General features: G+C 35.5%; 14 protein-coding genes. 7 read left to right on the plus strand and 7 right to left on the minus strand.

Annotated features, from left to right (window positions below; genetic code table 11):
• Positions 1 to 37 precede the first annotated feature (37 nt).
• A complete protein-coding gene (locus LUA91_RS09310; RefSeq protein WP_231425771.1) occupies positions 38 to 769 on the plus strand; it encodes a ThuA domain-containing protein in 732 nt (243 codons plus the stop codon).
• A gap of 83 nt (positions 770 to 852) precedes the next feature.
• Here the strand turns inward: LUA91_RS09310 and LUA91_RS09315 are convergent, their stop codons facing one another.
• Positions 853 to 1,257 carry a hypothetical protein gene (locus LUA91_RS09315; RefSeq protein WP_231425772.1) on the minus strand — a complete coding sequence of 135 codons (405 nt, stop codon included), beginning with the start codon at positions 1,255 to 1,257 and terminating at the stop codon, positions 853 to 855.
• 55 nt (positions 1,258 to 1,312) lie between these two features.
• On the minus strand, positions 1,313 to 1,990 hold the full coding sequence (locus LUA91_RS09320; protein ID WP_231425773.1) for a hypothetical protein: 678 nt from the start codon (positions 1,988 to 1,990) through the stop codon (positions 1,313 to 1,315).
• A gap of 234 nt (positions 1,991 to 2,224) precedes the next feature.
• On the opposite strand from LUA91_RS09320, the gene LUA91_RS09325 reads away from it, so the two are divergent.
• Entirely contained in the window at positions 2,225 to 2,680 is a 456-nt protein-coding gene (locus LUA91_RS09325) for a PA2169 family four-helix-bundle protein (RefSeq protein WP_231425774.1), read from the plus strand.
• 264 nt (positions 2,681 to 2,944) lie between these two features.
• Here LUA91_RS09325 and cphA read toward each other — a convergent pair whose 3' ends face one another.
• Positions 2,945 to 5,560, minus strand: coding sequence for a cyanophycin synthetase (cphA, locus tag LUA91_RS09330; RefSeq protein ID WP_231425775.1), 2,616 nt, complete (start codon positions 5,558 to 5,560; stop codon positions 2,945 to 2,947).
• Between the two features lie 294 nt (positions 5,561 to 5,854).
• Here cphA and LUA91_RS09335 point away from each other — a divergent pair, with 294 nt between their 5' ends.
• From LUA91_RS09335 to LUA91_RS09350, 4 genes are all read left to right on the plus strand, one after another.
• Complete coding sequence (locus LUA91_RS09335) at positions 5,855 to 6,730, plus strand: cyanophycinase (RefSeq protein WP_231425776.1); 876 nt, start codon at positions 5,855 to 5,857, stop codon at positions 6,728 to 6,730.
• A 62-nt stretch (positions 6,731 to 6,792) separates the two neighbouring features.
• Positions 6,793 to 7,635: an isoaspartyl peptidase/L-asparaginase gene (locus tag LUA91_RS09340; RefSeq protein ID WP_231425777.1), complete on the plus strand. Its 843-nt coding sequence runs from the start codon at positions 6,793 to 6,795 to the stop codon at positions 7,633 to 7,635.
• Positions 7,636 to 7,664: 29 nt separating this feature from the next.
• Positions 7,665 to 8,348: a hypothetical protein gene (locus LUA91_RS09345; RefSeq protein WP_231425778.1), complete on the plus strand. Its 684-nt coding sequence runs from the start codon at positions 7,665 to 7,667 to the stop codon at positions 8,346 to 8,348.
• 257 nt (positions 8,349 to 8,605) lie between these two features.
• Entirely contained in the window at positions 8,606 to 10,774 is a 2,169-nt protein-coding gene (locus tag LUA91_RS09350) for a carboxy terminal-processing peptidase (protein WP_231425779.1), read from the plus strand.
• A 67-nt stretch (positions 10,775 to 10,841) separates the two neighbouring features.
• Here LUA91_RS09350 and LUA91_RS09355 read toward each other — a convergent pair whose 3' ends face one another.
• On the minus strand, positions 10,842 to 11,774 hold the full coding sequence (locus tag LUA91_RS09355; protein WP_231425780.1) for an SPFH domain-containing protein: 933 nt from the start codon (positions 11,772 to 11,774) through the stop codon (positions 10,842 to 10,844).
• A 113-nt stretch (positions 11,775 to 11,887) separates the two neighbouring features.
• Here LUA91_RS09355 and LUA91_RS09360 point away from each other — a divergent pair, with 113 nt between their 5' ends.
• Complete coding sequence (locus LUA91_RS09360; protein ID WP_231425781.1) at positions 11,888 to 12,073, plus strand: hypothetical protein; 186 nt, start codon at positions 11,888 to 11,890, stop codon at positions 12,071 to 12,073.
• Positions 12,074 to 12,080: 7 nt separating this feature from the next.
• Here LUA91_RS09360 and LUA91_RS09365 read toward each other — a convergent pair whose 3' ends face one another.
• The 3 genes from LUA91_RS09365 to LUA91_RS09375 form a co-directional block, all read right to left on the minus strand.
• Positions 12,081 to 12,263, minus strand: a complete 183-nt coding sequence (locus LUA91_RS09365) for a hypothetical protein (protein ID WP_231425782.1) — start codon at positions 12,261 to 12,263, stop codon at positions 12,081 to 12,083.
• 21 nt (positions 12,264 to 12,284) lie between these two features.
• Entirely contained in the window at positions 12,285 to 13,406 is a 1,122-nt protein-coding gene (locus tag LUA91_RS09370) for a CapA family protein (protein WP_231425783.1), read from the minus strand.
• 182 nt (positions 13,407 to 13,588) lie between these two features.
• Positions 13,589 to 14,146: a C40 family peptidase gene (locus LUA91_RS09375; RefSeq protein WP_231425784.1), complete on the minus strand. Its 558-nt coding sequence runs from the start codon at positions 14,144 to 14,146 to the stop codon at positions 13,589 to 13,591.
• Positions 14,147 to 14,765: the final 619 nt, after the last annotated feature.

The raw sequence follows: 14,765 nt of genomic DNA on the forward strand, positions 1-14,765 counted from the left end.
TTTTACAGCTGTAACCAATCCTAACCAAACCAGTGTAATGAAGAAGATTATTCCTTTTTTTGTAGTTGTTGCTTTATTAATTTTATTCCAAAGTTTTTCCACTCATAAAAAAACCATAAGCATTTTAGTTTTTTCGAAAACCAAAGGCTTTAGACATAATTCAATAAATGATGGAAAAACTGCAATTGCAAAATTGGGTAAAGCACATCGTTTTTTGGTAGATACTACTGAAAATGCGGCATTATTTACAGAGAACAACTTAAAGAAATACGCCGCAGTTATTTTTTTAAACACCACCGGAGATGTTCTGGATGATCAGCAACAGAAAGCTTTTGAACAATATATTCAAGCAGGGGGAGGATATGTAGGTATTCATGCCGCAACAGATACAGAATACGATTGGCCTTGGTATGGCAAATTAGCAGGTGCATATTTCATGAGCCATCCTGCGGTTCAAGAAGCAAAATTTATCGTAAAAAATCGAAAACATCCGGCTACAAGTTTCCTTAAAGATTCGGTTTGGATACACAAGGATGAACTTTATAATTTTAAAGATATTAACCCGGATATCAATGTATTGTTAACCATTGATGAAAATTCATATACGGGAGGAAAGAATGGAAAGTTTCACCCATTTAGTTGGTACCATAATTTTGATGGAGGTAGGGCATTTTACACATCGATGGGGCATACCAAAGAAACCTGGACAGATAAATTGTTTCTGATACACCTGTATGGCGGCATTTTATATGCCATTGATAGGAAATAATAGTACAATGGAGAAGGCCGCAGACGAGCAGATTAATAATTTGTGCTAGTCTGCGGCTTTTAATATTGATGATAATCTTATAGTTAATAAAATAACTGCGAAAGCACATTTGTTGCTGAAGGTTCAGCAGGTTTTAAAGCAGTAAACTTCGATAGTTGAGCAACTGTTAAAACGGTACCCAAATTTGATTTTAAACCAGAAATTAATTTTCCAACTTTTGTTTTTGTGGCAGTTGGGTTTGTTTTTGAGGTAGCCATTGCTGTTGCTTTCTGAACTAAAAAGTCTTTTACCATTGAGGTAACGGTCGGCTGTTGTGCTGGTGTTAAATTCAATGCTGGAGTAAGCTTTCCTAAAATACCGGAAGATAAACTGCTTACATCAAAACTAGATGTAGCTGCGGCAGAACCTACTTTACTTATAATACTTTGTGCGTTGGATGATAAGTTTAAACCGACTGCCAATGCAGATAATATAAATATTTTCCTCATTTCAATAATTGATAATTGTTAATTACGAAGATAAGCGTTTTACTCCTTTTAAGAATTATAACTCATTTTTATTTCTATAGTTTACGAGGAAAATATAATTCAGCATACAAAATGCCGCCACAGCGCCAAAGGTGTGCCATAAAAAGTGTGTGCCGATTTCTAATATTTCCCATTTATCGGCAATTCGAAAGGTTAGCGCAAATATAAAAGCCAATAGTGCAAAGCCGACCCATTTACCATTTCTCCAATTTGTTTTGAGCAAATATCCAAATACTGGAAATAATACCAACGCAGCCATAAAGGCATAATTTATATTAATGAAGATTTGAAAATCGCCACTTGCAAACAGTTGCCTTACATAAAATTGAAAAAATGCATAAACCACAACTATTAATACAGCGTAGTACCATTGGGTAAGTTTGGCTAGGAAATAAACCCCTGCCGATAAACAAAGCAGCATAATCGGCATCCAGTCCATCATTATGAAAATTGGCCATCTTCGTAAACCATGATAGGTTGTTCCTCCAATACCCCCGATGTATAGCAATATTAAAGCAATACTTAAAAATGTATGTTGTTTGAAATTTCCCCACAATTTAATGGTCCAGTAAATGGCAATACCCAAGAAGAAACAACTTGTAATTGTATTTAATGGTTCAGGAAATAAGTTGTTTAAGTTCGTTTCAGTGTATATGGTTCCTCCATCAGGAGGGTTTTGAAAAAGGGTGATCATAGCTAGTATTGGTTAATTTGCAATCTGCATTTATAAAACCAAATACAATGAAAACTTGCTGAGTTTTTAAGTAAAAAAATTGCGACTTGCCATTAATTTTATTTTCACACCTATTTAACCAAAAAATAATTTAATATAATTGATCTATAGCTGATTAGGATAAGTTTTAGGAAAAATGACAAACCTTTTCCTGCCTGTCATGTTCAAATAATAACATCAAAATCTATAAAAAACATGAAAACTACAACAGCAACAGCAGAGGTTTTAAACGACCTGGTTCAAATTAATAACGATCGTATTGAAGGTTACGAAAAAGCTCGTCAAGAATTAAAAGATGGTGATGCAGATTTAAAAACTTTATTCTTAAATATGATTTCTGAAAGCCAAAAATATAAAATGGCTTTGGCTACAGAAGTTGCAGCATCAGGAGAAGATATTGAAACCGGAACAACTACATCAGGTAAAATTTACAGAGGTTGGATGGACGTGAAAGCATTATTTACTGGTCACGATCGTAAAACAGTTTTAAACAATTGCGAATTTGGTGAAGATGCTGCTCAAAATGCATACAAATTAGCTTTAGAAGTAGAAGATCTACCAGCGAATATTAGAGAATTAATTGCTGATCAAAAAACAGCCTTGCGAGTATCGCATGATGAAATTAAAAGATTACGTGATTCTCAAGCATAACACTAATTTATGTTAATAAAAAAAGCTCCTGATAAATTTAGAGGGCACTGAAAAACTACCAGTTGAAAAAGGGCTTATGAATTTTTTATTCCATAAGCCCTTTTCTTTGTGATATTCGCAGTCGCTTGAGTTTTATTTTGCAATTAGACGATTCTAAGAGTCCTTATCTGCCGTTTTTTCTCGATATTTAATAAGACATTTTAGACAAGGACTTTTTCAGTGCCCTCTAAATTTATCAGGAGCTTTTTTTATTAGGCCGGTAATTTAAGATTCCAGTTCTTTATCCAAATGTTCAGTAACGCGTTGAATAGTATTATCAATTGTATTGCTTAGAATGGTTAAGTATGAACCCTTTTTGGCATTATAAATCGCTATTTGCAAGCATTCAGCACTTTTGTTGTTAATAATAATTTCCTTGTTCGGATCTATCTCTTTAATTCCTCTTACCAGCAAATCAATCAACTCTTGCTGTTGTCTTCCACGCAAATATTTTTCCTGACAGATATAAATTTTATCAAACATCTGTGCCGAAATGCGAGCAGTCTCAATAATATCTTCGTCTCTTCTATCGCCTGTACCAGAAATAATGCCAACCTGTTCTGTAGATTCAACACTCTGCAAATAAGCTTTCACACCATTAAATCCATCAGGATTATGTGCAAAATCTACTAAAACTTTAAAATCTTTAAACCTAAAAACATTCATTCTTCCAGGGGTATGTGCCGCTGATGGAATAAAAGTTTCTAACGATAAACGAATATCTTCTGGCTTATAACCCCATAAATATGCTGCTAATGTTGCAGCCAACACGTTCTGAATCATGAAATTTACAGATCCGCCAAAGGTTAATGGAATATGAGTAGCCTTGTCAACCCTTAGTTTCCAATCTCCGGTTTTAATCGTGATGTATCCGTTTTCATAAATAGCAGCAATACCACCTTTTTTGCAATGATCTTTAATAACAGGATTATTTTCGTCCATGCTAAAGTAGGCCACATTACAACGGGCATCTCTTGCAATTTTTACGCAATAGCCGTTATCAGCATTTAAAACAGCCCATCCTTTTCTACGCACAGCTCCAATTACTACCGCTTTAACCCGAGTTAAATCATCCAGATTATGGATATCAGAAATACCCAGGTGATCTTCCTGAATGTTAGTCACTACCCCGATATCACAAGCATTAAAGCCTAAACCAGCCCTTAAAATGCCACCACGAGCTGTTTCTAAAACTGCAAACTCAACCGTCGGATCTTTGAGGATAAACTCTGCACTCACTGGGCCAGTGGTGTCACCTTTCATTAGCATGGTATTATGAACGTATACACCATCGCTGGTAGTAAAACCAACACGCTTGCCATTGCTTCTAATAATGTGTGCAATTAAACGTGTTGTGGTCGTTTTTCCGTTCGTTCCTGTTACCGCAATAATTGGAATTTGCGATAATCTTCCTTGCGGATATAGCATATCTACTACTGATGCAGCTACATTTCGTGGCAAACCTTCGCTTGGGGCCAAGTGCATTCTGAAACCTGGAGCCGCATTCACCTCTAAAACCACTCCACCATTCTCCGTAAGTGGTTGGGTAAGGTTTTGCGCCATAATATCAATGCCACAAATGTCTAAACCAATAACCCTTGAAATACGTTCGCAAATAAAAATGTTTTGTGGGTGAACAATATCAGTTACATCAATTGACGTTCCGCCGGTACTTAAGTTAGCGGTAGATTTTAAATAAACAATCTCTCCTTTTTCGGGAATAGTTTCTAATGTATATTCCTTTTTTGCCAATAAATCCAAAGTATCACGATCAACAGAGATTTCTGTTAATACGTTTTCATGACCATAACCACGGCGGGGATCTTCATTTTCCTTATCAATTAACTCTTGAATTGTATGAATCCCATTGCCCATCACATGGGCAGGGTCGCGTTGTGCGGCAGCAACAACTTTATGATCAATCACTAAAACGCGAAAATCGTATCCAGTGATAAATTTCTCAATAATTACACGTCGGGAATAAGTCTTGGCATATTCAAAAGCTGCTTTTGCGGCTTCCATTGTTTTTACATTGATGGTTGCACCTTTTCCATGATTACCGTCTAATGGTTTAAAAACCAAAGGAAAACCCACTTTATTTACCGATGATTCTAAATCCTCTGGATTGGAAATCGTAACTCCAGAAGCAACAGGAATTGCAGCTTCGGTAAGTAAACGTTTTGTTTCTTCTTTATTGCTGGCAATATCAACGGCAATGCTACTCGTTTTTTCGGTCATGGTGGCTCTAAAACGAACTTGGTTTTTACCATATCCTAATTGAACCAACGAGCTTTTATTTAGCCTAATCCAGGGAATATTTCTGCTCACCGCTTCCTGAACAATTGAACCGGTACTTGGTCCTAAGGCTTCCAATTCGCGAATTTCTTTCATTCGCCTGATATCGTGGTCTAAATCGTATTCTTCGTTATTGATTAATGCTTCGGCTATTTTTACAGCAGCTTCTGCAGCATAAACACCAACTTTTTCTTCCAAATAACTGAATACAACGTTATAAATTCCTTCAGTTTTAGTTTGACGGGTGCGGCCGAAACCCGTTTCCATACCTGCAATGGTTTGAATTTCAAGTGCAATGTGCTCAATCACGTGACCCATCCAAGTGCCTTCTTTAACACGGGTAAAGAAACCACCTTCTACACCTTTTGAGCAACGGTGTGTAAACATACTTGGCAATAGTTTTTCAATGCGTTCACTAAAACCTTCAATGGTATTGGTTGGTCTTTGTTCTAAATCTTCCAAATCCAAGCGCATTTGGATCAGCTTTTTTCTACTTATCGACCAGATATTTGGCCCTCTCAGTACTTGTATGTTTGATATCTTCATGTAATATTTTGTCGTTTTTTTTGTTAAACAAGCGTTGGGATGGCCTTTTAATCAATATTTTTAGAATGAAATTGATGATTGTAAATTATACATTTATTTTGAAAATTGGCATCTCAAATAGCTAAATCAAAATAAATCGGAATTTGTTTTGTTTACCGCTCCAAGAAATGCCTATTCTCTTCATAATTATTTCAACGATTGTTAATAATTGAGTAATTATTGACAAAAAAAGTCGTGTTTTTTATCTTAAGCTGATATATTTGAGCTTTTTGATACAATATTAATACACAAAGAATGGTTCCAAAGGGCAAACTTATCATCATTGGTGGAGCAATAAACACAGGCAGCTTTGCAGAAACACAGTTCGGATTACCTGAAAACATGAATTTTTTTGAGCGTGGGATTTTGAAAAGAATCACTACCGAATCAGTAAAAGATATCGAATCGCGTTTCGAAATTATCACTACGGCTTCATTAATGCCAGAAAAAGTTGGCGAAGAATATATCAAGGCTTATGCGCAATTAGATGTTCATAATGTTGGTGTTTTAAATATTACCAATCGTGAGGAAGCTAATTCGGAAGAAAATGCTGCTAGAATTGAAGCTGCAGAAGTAATTATATTTACTGGTGGAGATCAATTACGCTTATCGTCTATTTTTGGTGGAACAAAGATTCATCAAATTCTTTTAGAAAAGTATAAAAATGAACCTGTGGTAATTGCTGGTACATCAGCAGGAGCGGCGGCAAGTTCAAAAAACATGATTTATCAAGGCAGCAGTAAAGATGCTTTACTTAAAGGTGAAGTGAAAATTACCGGTGGATTAGGCTTTATTGATGATGTAATTGTTGATACCCACTTTGTTCAGCGTGGAAGAATTGGCCGATTACTGTATGCTGCGGCAAGTAATCCTGGTATTTTAGGTATTGGTTTAGGCGAGGATACAGGTCTATTTATTTCGGATGGGCATGTAATGGAAGCTATTGGATCAGGAATGGTTATATTAGTAGATGGACGCCAAATGGCCGATACAAACCTAACTGATGTTGAAATGGGGCAACCAGTTTCAATTAAAAACATGGTTGTACATGTAATGTGCGATGGAGATGTTTATGATTTAACCGATCACAGTTTGGTTATTCACCACCCGAAAGTTGTTCCGATAGGATAATGTGATTTCTAGTTGAGAGTTTCAGTCTTGATACTAGATACTAAAGTCTTGATACTATTAAAATGAAATTAATCATACACGGTGGCTTTTTCAGTGAGTCATCAACCAACCAGGAAACTAAAAAGGCAAAGCAAGATGCTTTATCTGAAATTGTTGTGCTTGGTCACGATTATTTAAAAACCCATACGGCTTTAGAAACGGTTGTTTATACGGTAGCTTTGTTGGAGGATAATGAACTGTTCAACGCAGGAATAGGTTCGCAAATTCAAAGTGATGGAAAAGTGCGTTTAAGCGCATCCTTAATGGATGGGAACACTGAAAAATTTAGTGGAGTTATCAATGTAGAGGATGTTAAAAATCCAATTGAAGTAGCTAAAGATTTAATCACTTATGATGATCGCGTTTTAAGTGGCGATGGGGCGCAAAACTTTGCCCGCAAAAACGGCCATGAGTTTTTTAATCCGATTACGGCTCAACGACAATCAGAGTATGAGGCAAAATTAAATCAAAATAATAATCTGGGAACAGTTGGCTGTGTAGCATTAGATGCTGAAGGTAATTTAGCAGCAGCTACATCCACTGGTGGTAAAGGTTTCGAAATACCTTGCAGAGTAAGCGATTCTGCTACAGTCGCCGGTAATTATGCCAATCAGCATGCAGGCATTTCATGTACGGGAGTTGGGGAAGATATTGTAAGCAATGCAACAGCTGCGAAAATTGTAACCCGTGTTACAGATGGTTTTTCATTAAAAGATGCTTGCGATAAATCTTTTGCAGAACTAAAAGCATTTGATGGCTTTGCAGGTGTAATTGGAATTACATCTTCAGGCGAAATTTATCACTGCGATTCACATCCGTACATGGTTTGGGCATCATTCGACGTTAATTTACAGGTATTTAACTAATATTAAATATAAAGTATTATTTTTGTTGCATGTCCAAATATGTATTGGCTTTGGTAAGCCTCTTCGCGTCATTACATTTACAAGCTCAAAATATCGATAAGGCTGATTTCCAAGAACCTAATGGAGGTAGCGCTATTACAATTGCAGTTTCAAAATACGATTTGGAAGAGGGAAACTCTTTTTTTGAGGACGCTGAAGATTTGGAGAAAAAAGGTGATTTTAATGAGGCACTCACTTTATTTGGTAAGGCTGCATTTGAATACAATGCAGTTAAAAATTTTACCAAATACGGTCAGGCGATCATCAAAATGAGCAACATGCATTATCAATTGGGGCGCTTTGGCGATGCAGAACAGATTCTCCTAAATGTTGCTATTAAAAATTATTCCAAAATGGGTAGCAGAAGTGGTTTAATGAACACTTATCAGCTTTTGGGTAAAGTTTACTTAGCCAATAGTAAATACACCCAATCCATGTGGTTTTACACTCAGCAAGGCATATTAGCTAAACAGCTAAAAAGCAATAACTCCTATATCGAATCAGTATTGGGTATTGTTCAGGTTAAAATTAGAAAGAAAGATTTTACCTTGGCACTGAGAGATTTAAAAACTGCAGAATGGTTGGCCAGTTCAATTAAAACTACACAATACAAAGGTCAAATTAGCGATGCTAGAGAAGTTATCGCAAATAAAACCACACTAAAAAAATCATAATAAAATCCATTTGATTTTTTGGCGTCCATAACGCAATTGTAATATTCTCTTTCAGAATACCTTACATGGCTGTTTTTAAAACAAAAGCCACAATATTTCGTTAAATTTCAATAATTGTTAAATAAAAAGCTTTTAGCTAGATTTGATAAAATTTTAACAAGAGACGGTAATAATGCTGTCTCTTTTTTGTTTTTTCGTTAAAATGGTATCATATTGGCTATATAGAATTGAAAATGGATTTTAAATCGTTTAAAGAGATGTTGAAGAGAATATTTTTTGTAATTTTTACAGCAGCAGTACTTGCTTGCCATGCTGAACCTAAGCCTCAGCCAATTGTGGAAGGGATTGCAAATGTGATGCCTGATGAGCAGCAGAAATTAGTAATTAAGGAGGTCGTAAATCTTATCGAGAGTTACAATTACAAAAAGATTCAGATCAATGATTCTATTTCTTCCTTAATTTTGGATAGATACATCAAATCTTTGGATCAAGGAAAAAATTATTTTTTAGCATCCGATATCAAAGAATTTGAAAAATACAGAACAACCCTTGATGACGATTTTAAAAACGGTGATTTAAGCGGGCCTTTTTATATCTACAACGTTTATGCAAAAAGATTAAATGAATATTTTAAATATTCTTTAGCGCAAATCAAAAGCAAGTACGACTTCAATCAAAACGATACCTATGTTTATGATCGAGAAAAAATGCCTTGGGCTGCTTCTTCAACAGCACTAAACGAAACCTGGAAAAAAAGAATTAAATATGAATTAATTAATTTGAATTTAGCAGGTACCGCCCAAGATAAAAACGTAGAAACGTTAACAAAGCGTTATCAAAATCTTCAATCTCAAACGTCAAAAACTAATAATCAAGATGTGTTTCAGATCTTGATGGATGCTTTCACCGAATCTGTAGATCCGCATACCAATTATTTCGTGCCTACAAGAGCAACCGAATTTAACGAGGAAATGTCGCGTTCATTCGAAGGTATTGGCGCAAGATTACAGCTGGAAAATGAAGTGGTTAAAATCTCTGAAATTATTCCAGGTGGTCCGGCATTTAAAGGTAAACAATTAACTGCTGGCGATAGAATTATTGCTGTTGCCCAAGGCGATGGTGAATTTGTTGATGTAGTTGGTTGGAGATTAGACGTTACAGTAACCAAAATCAAAGGCCCTAAAGGAACTAAGGTGCGCTTGAAAGTAATTCCGGTAGGAAAGGAAATGTCATCTAAACCAGTCATTATTGAATTGGTTAGGGAGAAAATCATTCTTGAAGATCAATCCGCAAAGAAAAAAGTTAAAACCATCAATACAAACGGTAAAGATTATAAAATCGGAATTATTTCTTTACCAGCCTTTTATGCAGATTTTAAAGCAGCAAATGCAGGAGATAAAAACTATAAGAGTACAACCCGTGATGTTAGAAAATTGGTTGATTCATTAAAAAATATCGACAAAGTCGATGCAATTGTTATGGATTTACGTGGAAATGGTGGTGGTTCACTTGTAGAAGCAATTTCATTAACAGGCTTATTTATTGATAAAGGTCCTGTTGTGCAAGTAAAAGATCTAAGAGGTAAAATTGAAGTTGATGAAGATCAAACTTCAGGAGTAGCCTGGGATGGCCCTTTCGGTGTAATGATAGATCGTTTAAGTGCTTCTGCTTCTGAAATTTTTGCCGGTGCGATTCAGGATTATGGAAGAGGTATTGTAATGGGTAGCCAGAGTTATGGTAAAGGAACTGTACAGTCGTCTATTGATTTAAATAAATTGGTAAACCCTGGCATGCTTCAAAAAATTGCTGGTTTAGTAACCAGAGATAAAACCATTGGTACATCTCCAACTGGTGCCAACCCAGCGGATATTAACTTGGGTCAAATTAATTTAACGATGGCTAAGTTTTACCGTGTTGCAGGTAGCAGTACCCAGCATAAAGGGGTAACACCTGATGTGGTTTTCCCTTCTCTTTATCCAATGGATAAGATTGGCGAAGATACAGAACCATCGGCATTGCCATGGGATGTAATTCCAAGCTCGAACTTTAAAGCCGTTGCAAATCTAACAGCAGTGAAAGCGGGTTTAATAAAAAATAGCGAACAACGAATTGCAAATTCATTAGACTTTAAATTTATTAAGCAAGATATTGCAGACTTGAAAAAGAGAGATGCTGAAGTTTCGGTGACGCTAAATGAAAATAAATTGAAAGCTGAACGTGAGGCACAAGAAGCAAAATCTTTAGCTAGACAAAATGAATTGAGAGCATTACGAGGTTTGCCTGCAATTAAAAAAGGTGAGAAGGTTACCAAGCAAGATTCATTTGATTTTATTGAAGATGAATCGCTAAGGGTAATGGGCGATTTCATGCAACAATCTGGTAATTACGTAATGAATTTAGGTGTTGCTACAGCTCCTAAACTATAATAAAAATAAAGCAAAAAAGAAGCCCGATCAAATTTTGATCGGGCTTCTTTTTTAAAAACAGTATTTTTTAAGAAGGTTTAATTGGATTTTGGCTCAATTGCATGGCCATCATTTCTTTCATTGTTTTATTCATCCCTTCGGTACTGCCATCCAAGAAAATAATATTTCCTTCACCATATTCGGCAAATTGTTTAATGGCTTCTGTCCACATGGTAAATAGAATTACCGATGTATCAAGGTTTGCCTGTTGCATTTCATGCGCCGCGTTGGTCATACCTTTTGCAACCTCTTCTCTAAATAAAGCAATACCTTGTCCGCGAAGTTGGGCAGCTTCACGTTCTGCCGTTGCCGCAATTTTAATGGCGTTACCATCAGCTTCAGCACCTTTGGTTTTGGTAATTAATAAAGCCTGACCTTCATTTTCTGCAGCAGCTTTTAAGTTATTTGATGCCACCACGCGGCTCATAGAACGCATAATTTCTTCATCAAAAGTAATATCATTTAATTGAAGATCTTGTAGGTGATAACCCCAACCATCTAAAACCTGATCAATCTGTTCTTTTACATGTAACACAATTTCATTACGCTGCGCCAATACGTTTGCTTGTTTTTGAGTGGCTACATAAGCACGAATAGAGCCTTCAATGGTTCTGATTAATGCCTGCATCAAGTTGGTTGCATCAACAAATTTAAAAGCTACATTTTTAATCGTTTCCTCATCTTGATTTACCACAGAATATAAGAGCATTGCCTTAAAATAAACATTTGCCTGATCTTGTGTTACCGCCTGGAACGATAGTTCAACTGAGCGATTCTGAATAGATATCCGGGAATAGATTTGTTCAATCAAAGGGATTTTAAAATTTAATCCAGGGCGAAGCTGCCTTCGATATTTACCAAAAACCGTTACCACAGCTATGGTTCCTTGTTTAACCGTAACAAAAGAGCTTAACAAGATAATGATTCCGATGAATGCGAGAATGTAAATTGTGTATTGCATAATTAGATTTTTTTTTGAAGTTATAAAAAATAAAATATAAACATCAAACCTTTAAAACCAGCCATAAAACAAAAGGATTTATTTTTTGTCTATATGTTACTAAAAACTAAATTATGAATGTAAAACGCACTTTTGGAACGGTACTAACCATATTAGGAATAATCGGATTAATTTATGCCGGCTGGGGTTTTGTAAATCATAGCCAGGAAACCAGAGGTTTAATGGTATATGGGATTATAGGCTTGATTTTCTTTGTATCGGGAATTGGCCTGGTAAAAAATACTAAAGACGAAAGTTAGTAAGCAATTACTGTTTCTTCTTATTCTTTATAATTTGATATTGGCTGAAAGCGACCAAGCAGCCAGCCAATATTATTATTCCAGCTGATAATAGATTTTTTGGATTTTCATTGATATAGTAAGCTGCAACTAAAACTAAAATTGCTGCTGCTATTGCAATGATATAATGTAGAATTAATCCTTTTTTCATGATTGTATAGCTAATAATGAACTAAGGTTGAGGTTTCAGATTTAATTTTTCTATCATTGATATTCTGTTATCCTCAAACTTAAACTGGTGTCCAATAAAATCAATGTCTGTTAATTCTTTTATTCGCTTAAAGGCCCTATTATTATCATCAATGGTTAAACGATTAATTTTATCTTGCTGAATGGAAATTACATCGGCAAAAAGAAAATCGCCTTTACTATTAATTTTAAGTTGAAGCAGTGGCGCAATGCCGTTATTGCCTTTTAAGCTAAACATGCCATAAGTACAAAAATTACCAAGGCTGTAAGCAATAAATTTATTCTTATAAACTTCAACCGCTCGGGTAACATGCGGACCATGTCCTAAAACCACATCGGCGCCTGCATCAATTACGGCGTGTGCAAATGCATATACATTTCCTCGATTTTCGTTATAAAAGATTTCGTTTTTACGTGGCACATGCTCAAATCTGGCGCCTTCACCTCCGCCATGGAATGATACAATTACAATATCAACTTGTTTTTTTAAACGAGAAACCAATGCTTTGGCACTATCTATTTTATTTATAGAAACCGTATTTTCGTTTGGTGCAAACGCACAGAAAGCATACTTAACACTATCTTTTTCAAAAATCTCGAATGGTTTATTAAGTTGGCCAGCATAATGGATTTGTAATGAATCCAAAATATGGGCAGTATTTTTTCTGCCTCGGGTGTCGAAATCGCCAACGTGGTTATTGGCAATGCTTAAAACATTAAAGCCTGCTTTTTTATAAATTCCAGCATAACGTTCGGGCATTCTAAAAGCATAACAATTGTTGGGGTTAATGCCATTACATTTATTGGAATTTCCGGAATTTAAAAAGCAACCTTCCAAATTTCCAAAAACAATATCACCTTTTAGCAAGCTATCTACAGCCTTAAAACTATTTACGGCATCATCTGGTGGCAAGTTTGTTTTTGATGGAAAAGCCGAACCCAGCATAATGTCGCCAACTGCAGTAATCGAAATGGTATCTTTCAGCTTTCTAATTGCAGTATCCTGTTTTACTACAGGGACATTGATTTGTGCACTATTACTGGTACAGCTTAAAAATAAAATAACAACAAGAAATGAGAAAATTATATTTGTAATAAACTTCATAAAAGCGATCTATTAAAATCTAGCGCATCCAAATCAAAAGCCATCGCTTGAAGATCCTTGAAATAAATTCCGGATGACGATAGTATGAAAATCTGGTGCTATAAAAAAAAATCCTCCAAAATTTCTTCAGGAGGATTATATATGTTCAATCTAAAATCGTATTTCTACAATCGCAAATTACCTTATTCTACGGTAAACTCTTTCTTAAACGATTCTAAAATTCTTCCGCCCTTGTAAAAATAGCGACTGTAATATGGTTCATTTAAATTACTAATCACCACGCCGCGAGAGCTAGAAGCATGGGCAAATCTATTGTCGCCTAAGTAAATACCAATATGAGAAATACTTCTGCTTTTTATCTTGAAGAAAACTAAATCGCCCTCTTTTAAATCATCTTTAGATAATGGATCTACCATGCTAAAAATATCGCGGGAATTTCTTCTGATTGTAGTGTTGAAAACTTTATCGTAAATCGCTTTGGTAAAAGCCGAACAATCAATCCCTTTTTTGCTCGATCCACCGTAGCTATAAGGTGTTCCGATCCATTCATATACAAACTTATATAACTTTAAGTTCGAAGTTGCATCAACTGCAACACCCATTACTTGCGAGAAGTACTGAGAGGCTAAGTTGTCGGGATCATTTAAGTCTTTACCAGATTCTTTTGTTTTTGTTTGCGCAAATGCGGCTGAGAACGTGCAAATAGCGATTAGGGATGAAAACAAAAATTTTTTAATCATGTTATACAGTTATGTTTGGGTATTCACTTACACAGTAACGTAAACCACATGGGCTTATTGTTGGTTGCCAAAAGTATTAATTATACAAATGTTATCCAAATGTTAACTGTTAAAAAATGAAAGTTATTAACATTTCAACGATTTCTGCCTGTTGAAAAATAATAAAAAGATCAATAACTTTCTGAAAAGCAGGGTTCTGTATTTCATCGGTTTAGAAAGCCCTGCTATCCCTACAATCTTTTATTGCAAAGTTACTAACTCTAAACAACCAGGTATATATATAGTTAGTAACTTTCAAAAGCAATAAAAGTATTTTCGTTCTATCAGGTTTAAAATAATTGTGTTTGTGTACTTGGGATAATTTACCATCCTGCCTCACTTAAATTAAATGGGGACTATGAAATGTGTGTGCAAAACTCTTATGAGTTAGATGTCGGTGCTAGAAATCCACGTAAAGCTTACATTAGCTTTTAGCACAGACAAATTCCCTTCCTAAATTTCCAACGAGGGGTAAGTGGTGGTTTCTAAGCAGGCTTAAATTTATAGCATTTGCCTATCTGTTTTAAGCCCGACAGCAGCAATTATACTTTTTTGTTTCATGAAAAATTCATCCGATGAA

The sequence above is a fragment of the Pedobacter sp. Leaf250 genome (assembly GCF_920984735.1).
Classification (GTDB): domain Bacteria; phylum Bacteroidota; class Bacteroidia; order Sphingobacteriales; family Sphingobacteriaceae; genus Pedobacter.

Bases quoted from the DNA above. Each gene is read 5' to 3' on its own strand.
- LUA91_RS09310 (WP_231425771.1), top strand. From the start codon at position 38: ATGAAGAAGATTATTCCTTTTTTTGTAGTTGTTGCTTTATTAATTTTA.
- LUA91_RS09315 (WP_231425772.1), bottom strand. From the start codon at position 1,257: ATGAGGAAAATATTTATATTATCTGCATTGGCAGTCGGTTTAAACTTA.
- LUA91_RS09320 (WP_231425773.1), bottom strand. From the start codon at position 1,990: ATGATCACCCTTTTTCAAAACCCTCCTGATGGAGGAACCATATACACT.
- LUA91_RS09325 (WP_231425774.1), top strand. From the start codon at position 2,225: ATGAAAACTACAACAGCAACAGCAGAGGTTTTAAACGACCTGGTTCAA.
- cphA (WP_231425775.1), bottom strand. From the start codon at position 5,560: ATGAAGATATCAAACATACAAGTACTGAGAGGGCCAAATATCTGGTCG.
- LUA91_RS09335 (WP_231425776.1), top strand. From the start codon at position 5,855: ATGGTTCCAAAGGGCAAACTTATCATCATTGGTGGAGCAATAAACACA.
- LUA91_RS09340 (WP_231425777.1), top strand. From the start codon at position 6,793: ATGAAATTAATCATACACGGTGGCTTTTTCAGTGAGTCATCAACCAAC.
- LUA91_RS09345 (WP_231425778.1), top strand. From the start codon at position 7,665: ATGTCCAAATATGTATTGGCTTTGGTAAGCCTCTTCGCGTCATTACAT.
- LUA91_RS09350 (WP_231425779.1), top strand. From the start codon at position 8,606: ATGTTGAAGAGAATATTTTTTGTAATTTTTACAGCAGCAGTACTTGCT.
- LUA91_RS09355 (WP_231425780.1), bottom strand. From the start codon at position 11,774: ATGCAATACACAATTTACATTCTCGCATTCATCGGAATCATTATCTTG.
- LUA91_RS09360 (WP_231425781.1), top strand. From the start codon at position 11,888: ATGAATGTAAAACGCACTTTTGGAACGGTACTAACCATATTAGGAATA.
- LUA91_RS09365 (WP_231425782.1), bottom strand. From the start codon at position 12,263: ATGAAAAAAGGATTAATTCTACATTATATCATTGCAATAGCAGCAGCA.
- LUA91_RS09370 (WP_231425783.1), bottom strand. From the start codon at position 13,406: ATGAAGTTTATTACAAATATAATTTTCTCATTTCTTGTTGTTATTTTA.
- LUA91_RS09375 (WP_231425784.1), bottom strand. From the start codon at position 14,146: ATGATTAAAAAATTTTTGTTTTCATCCCTAATCGCTATTTGCACGTTC.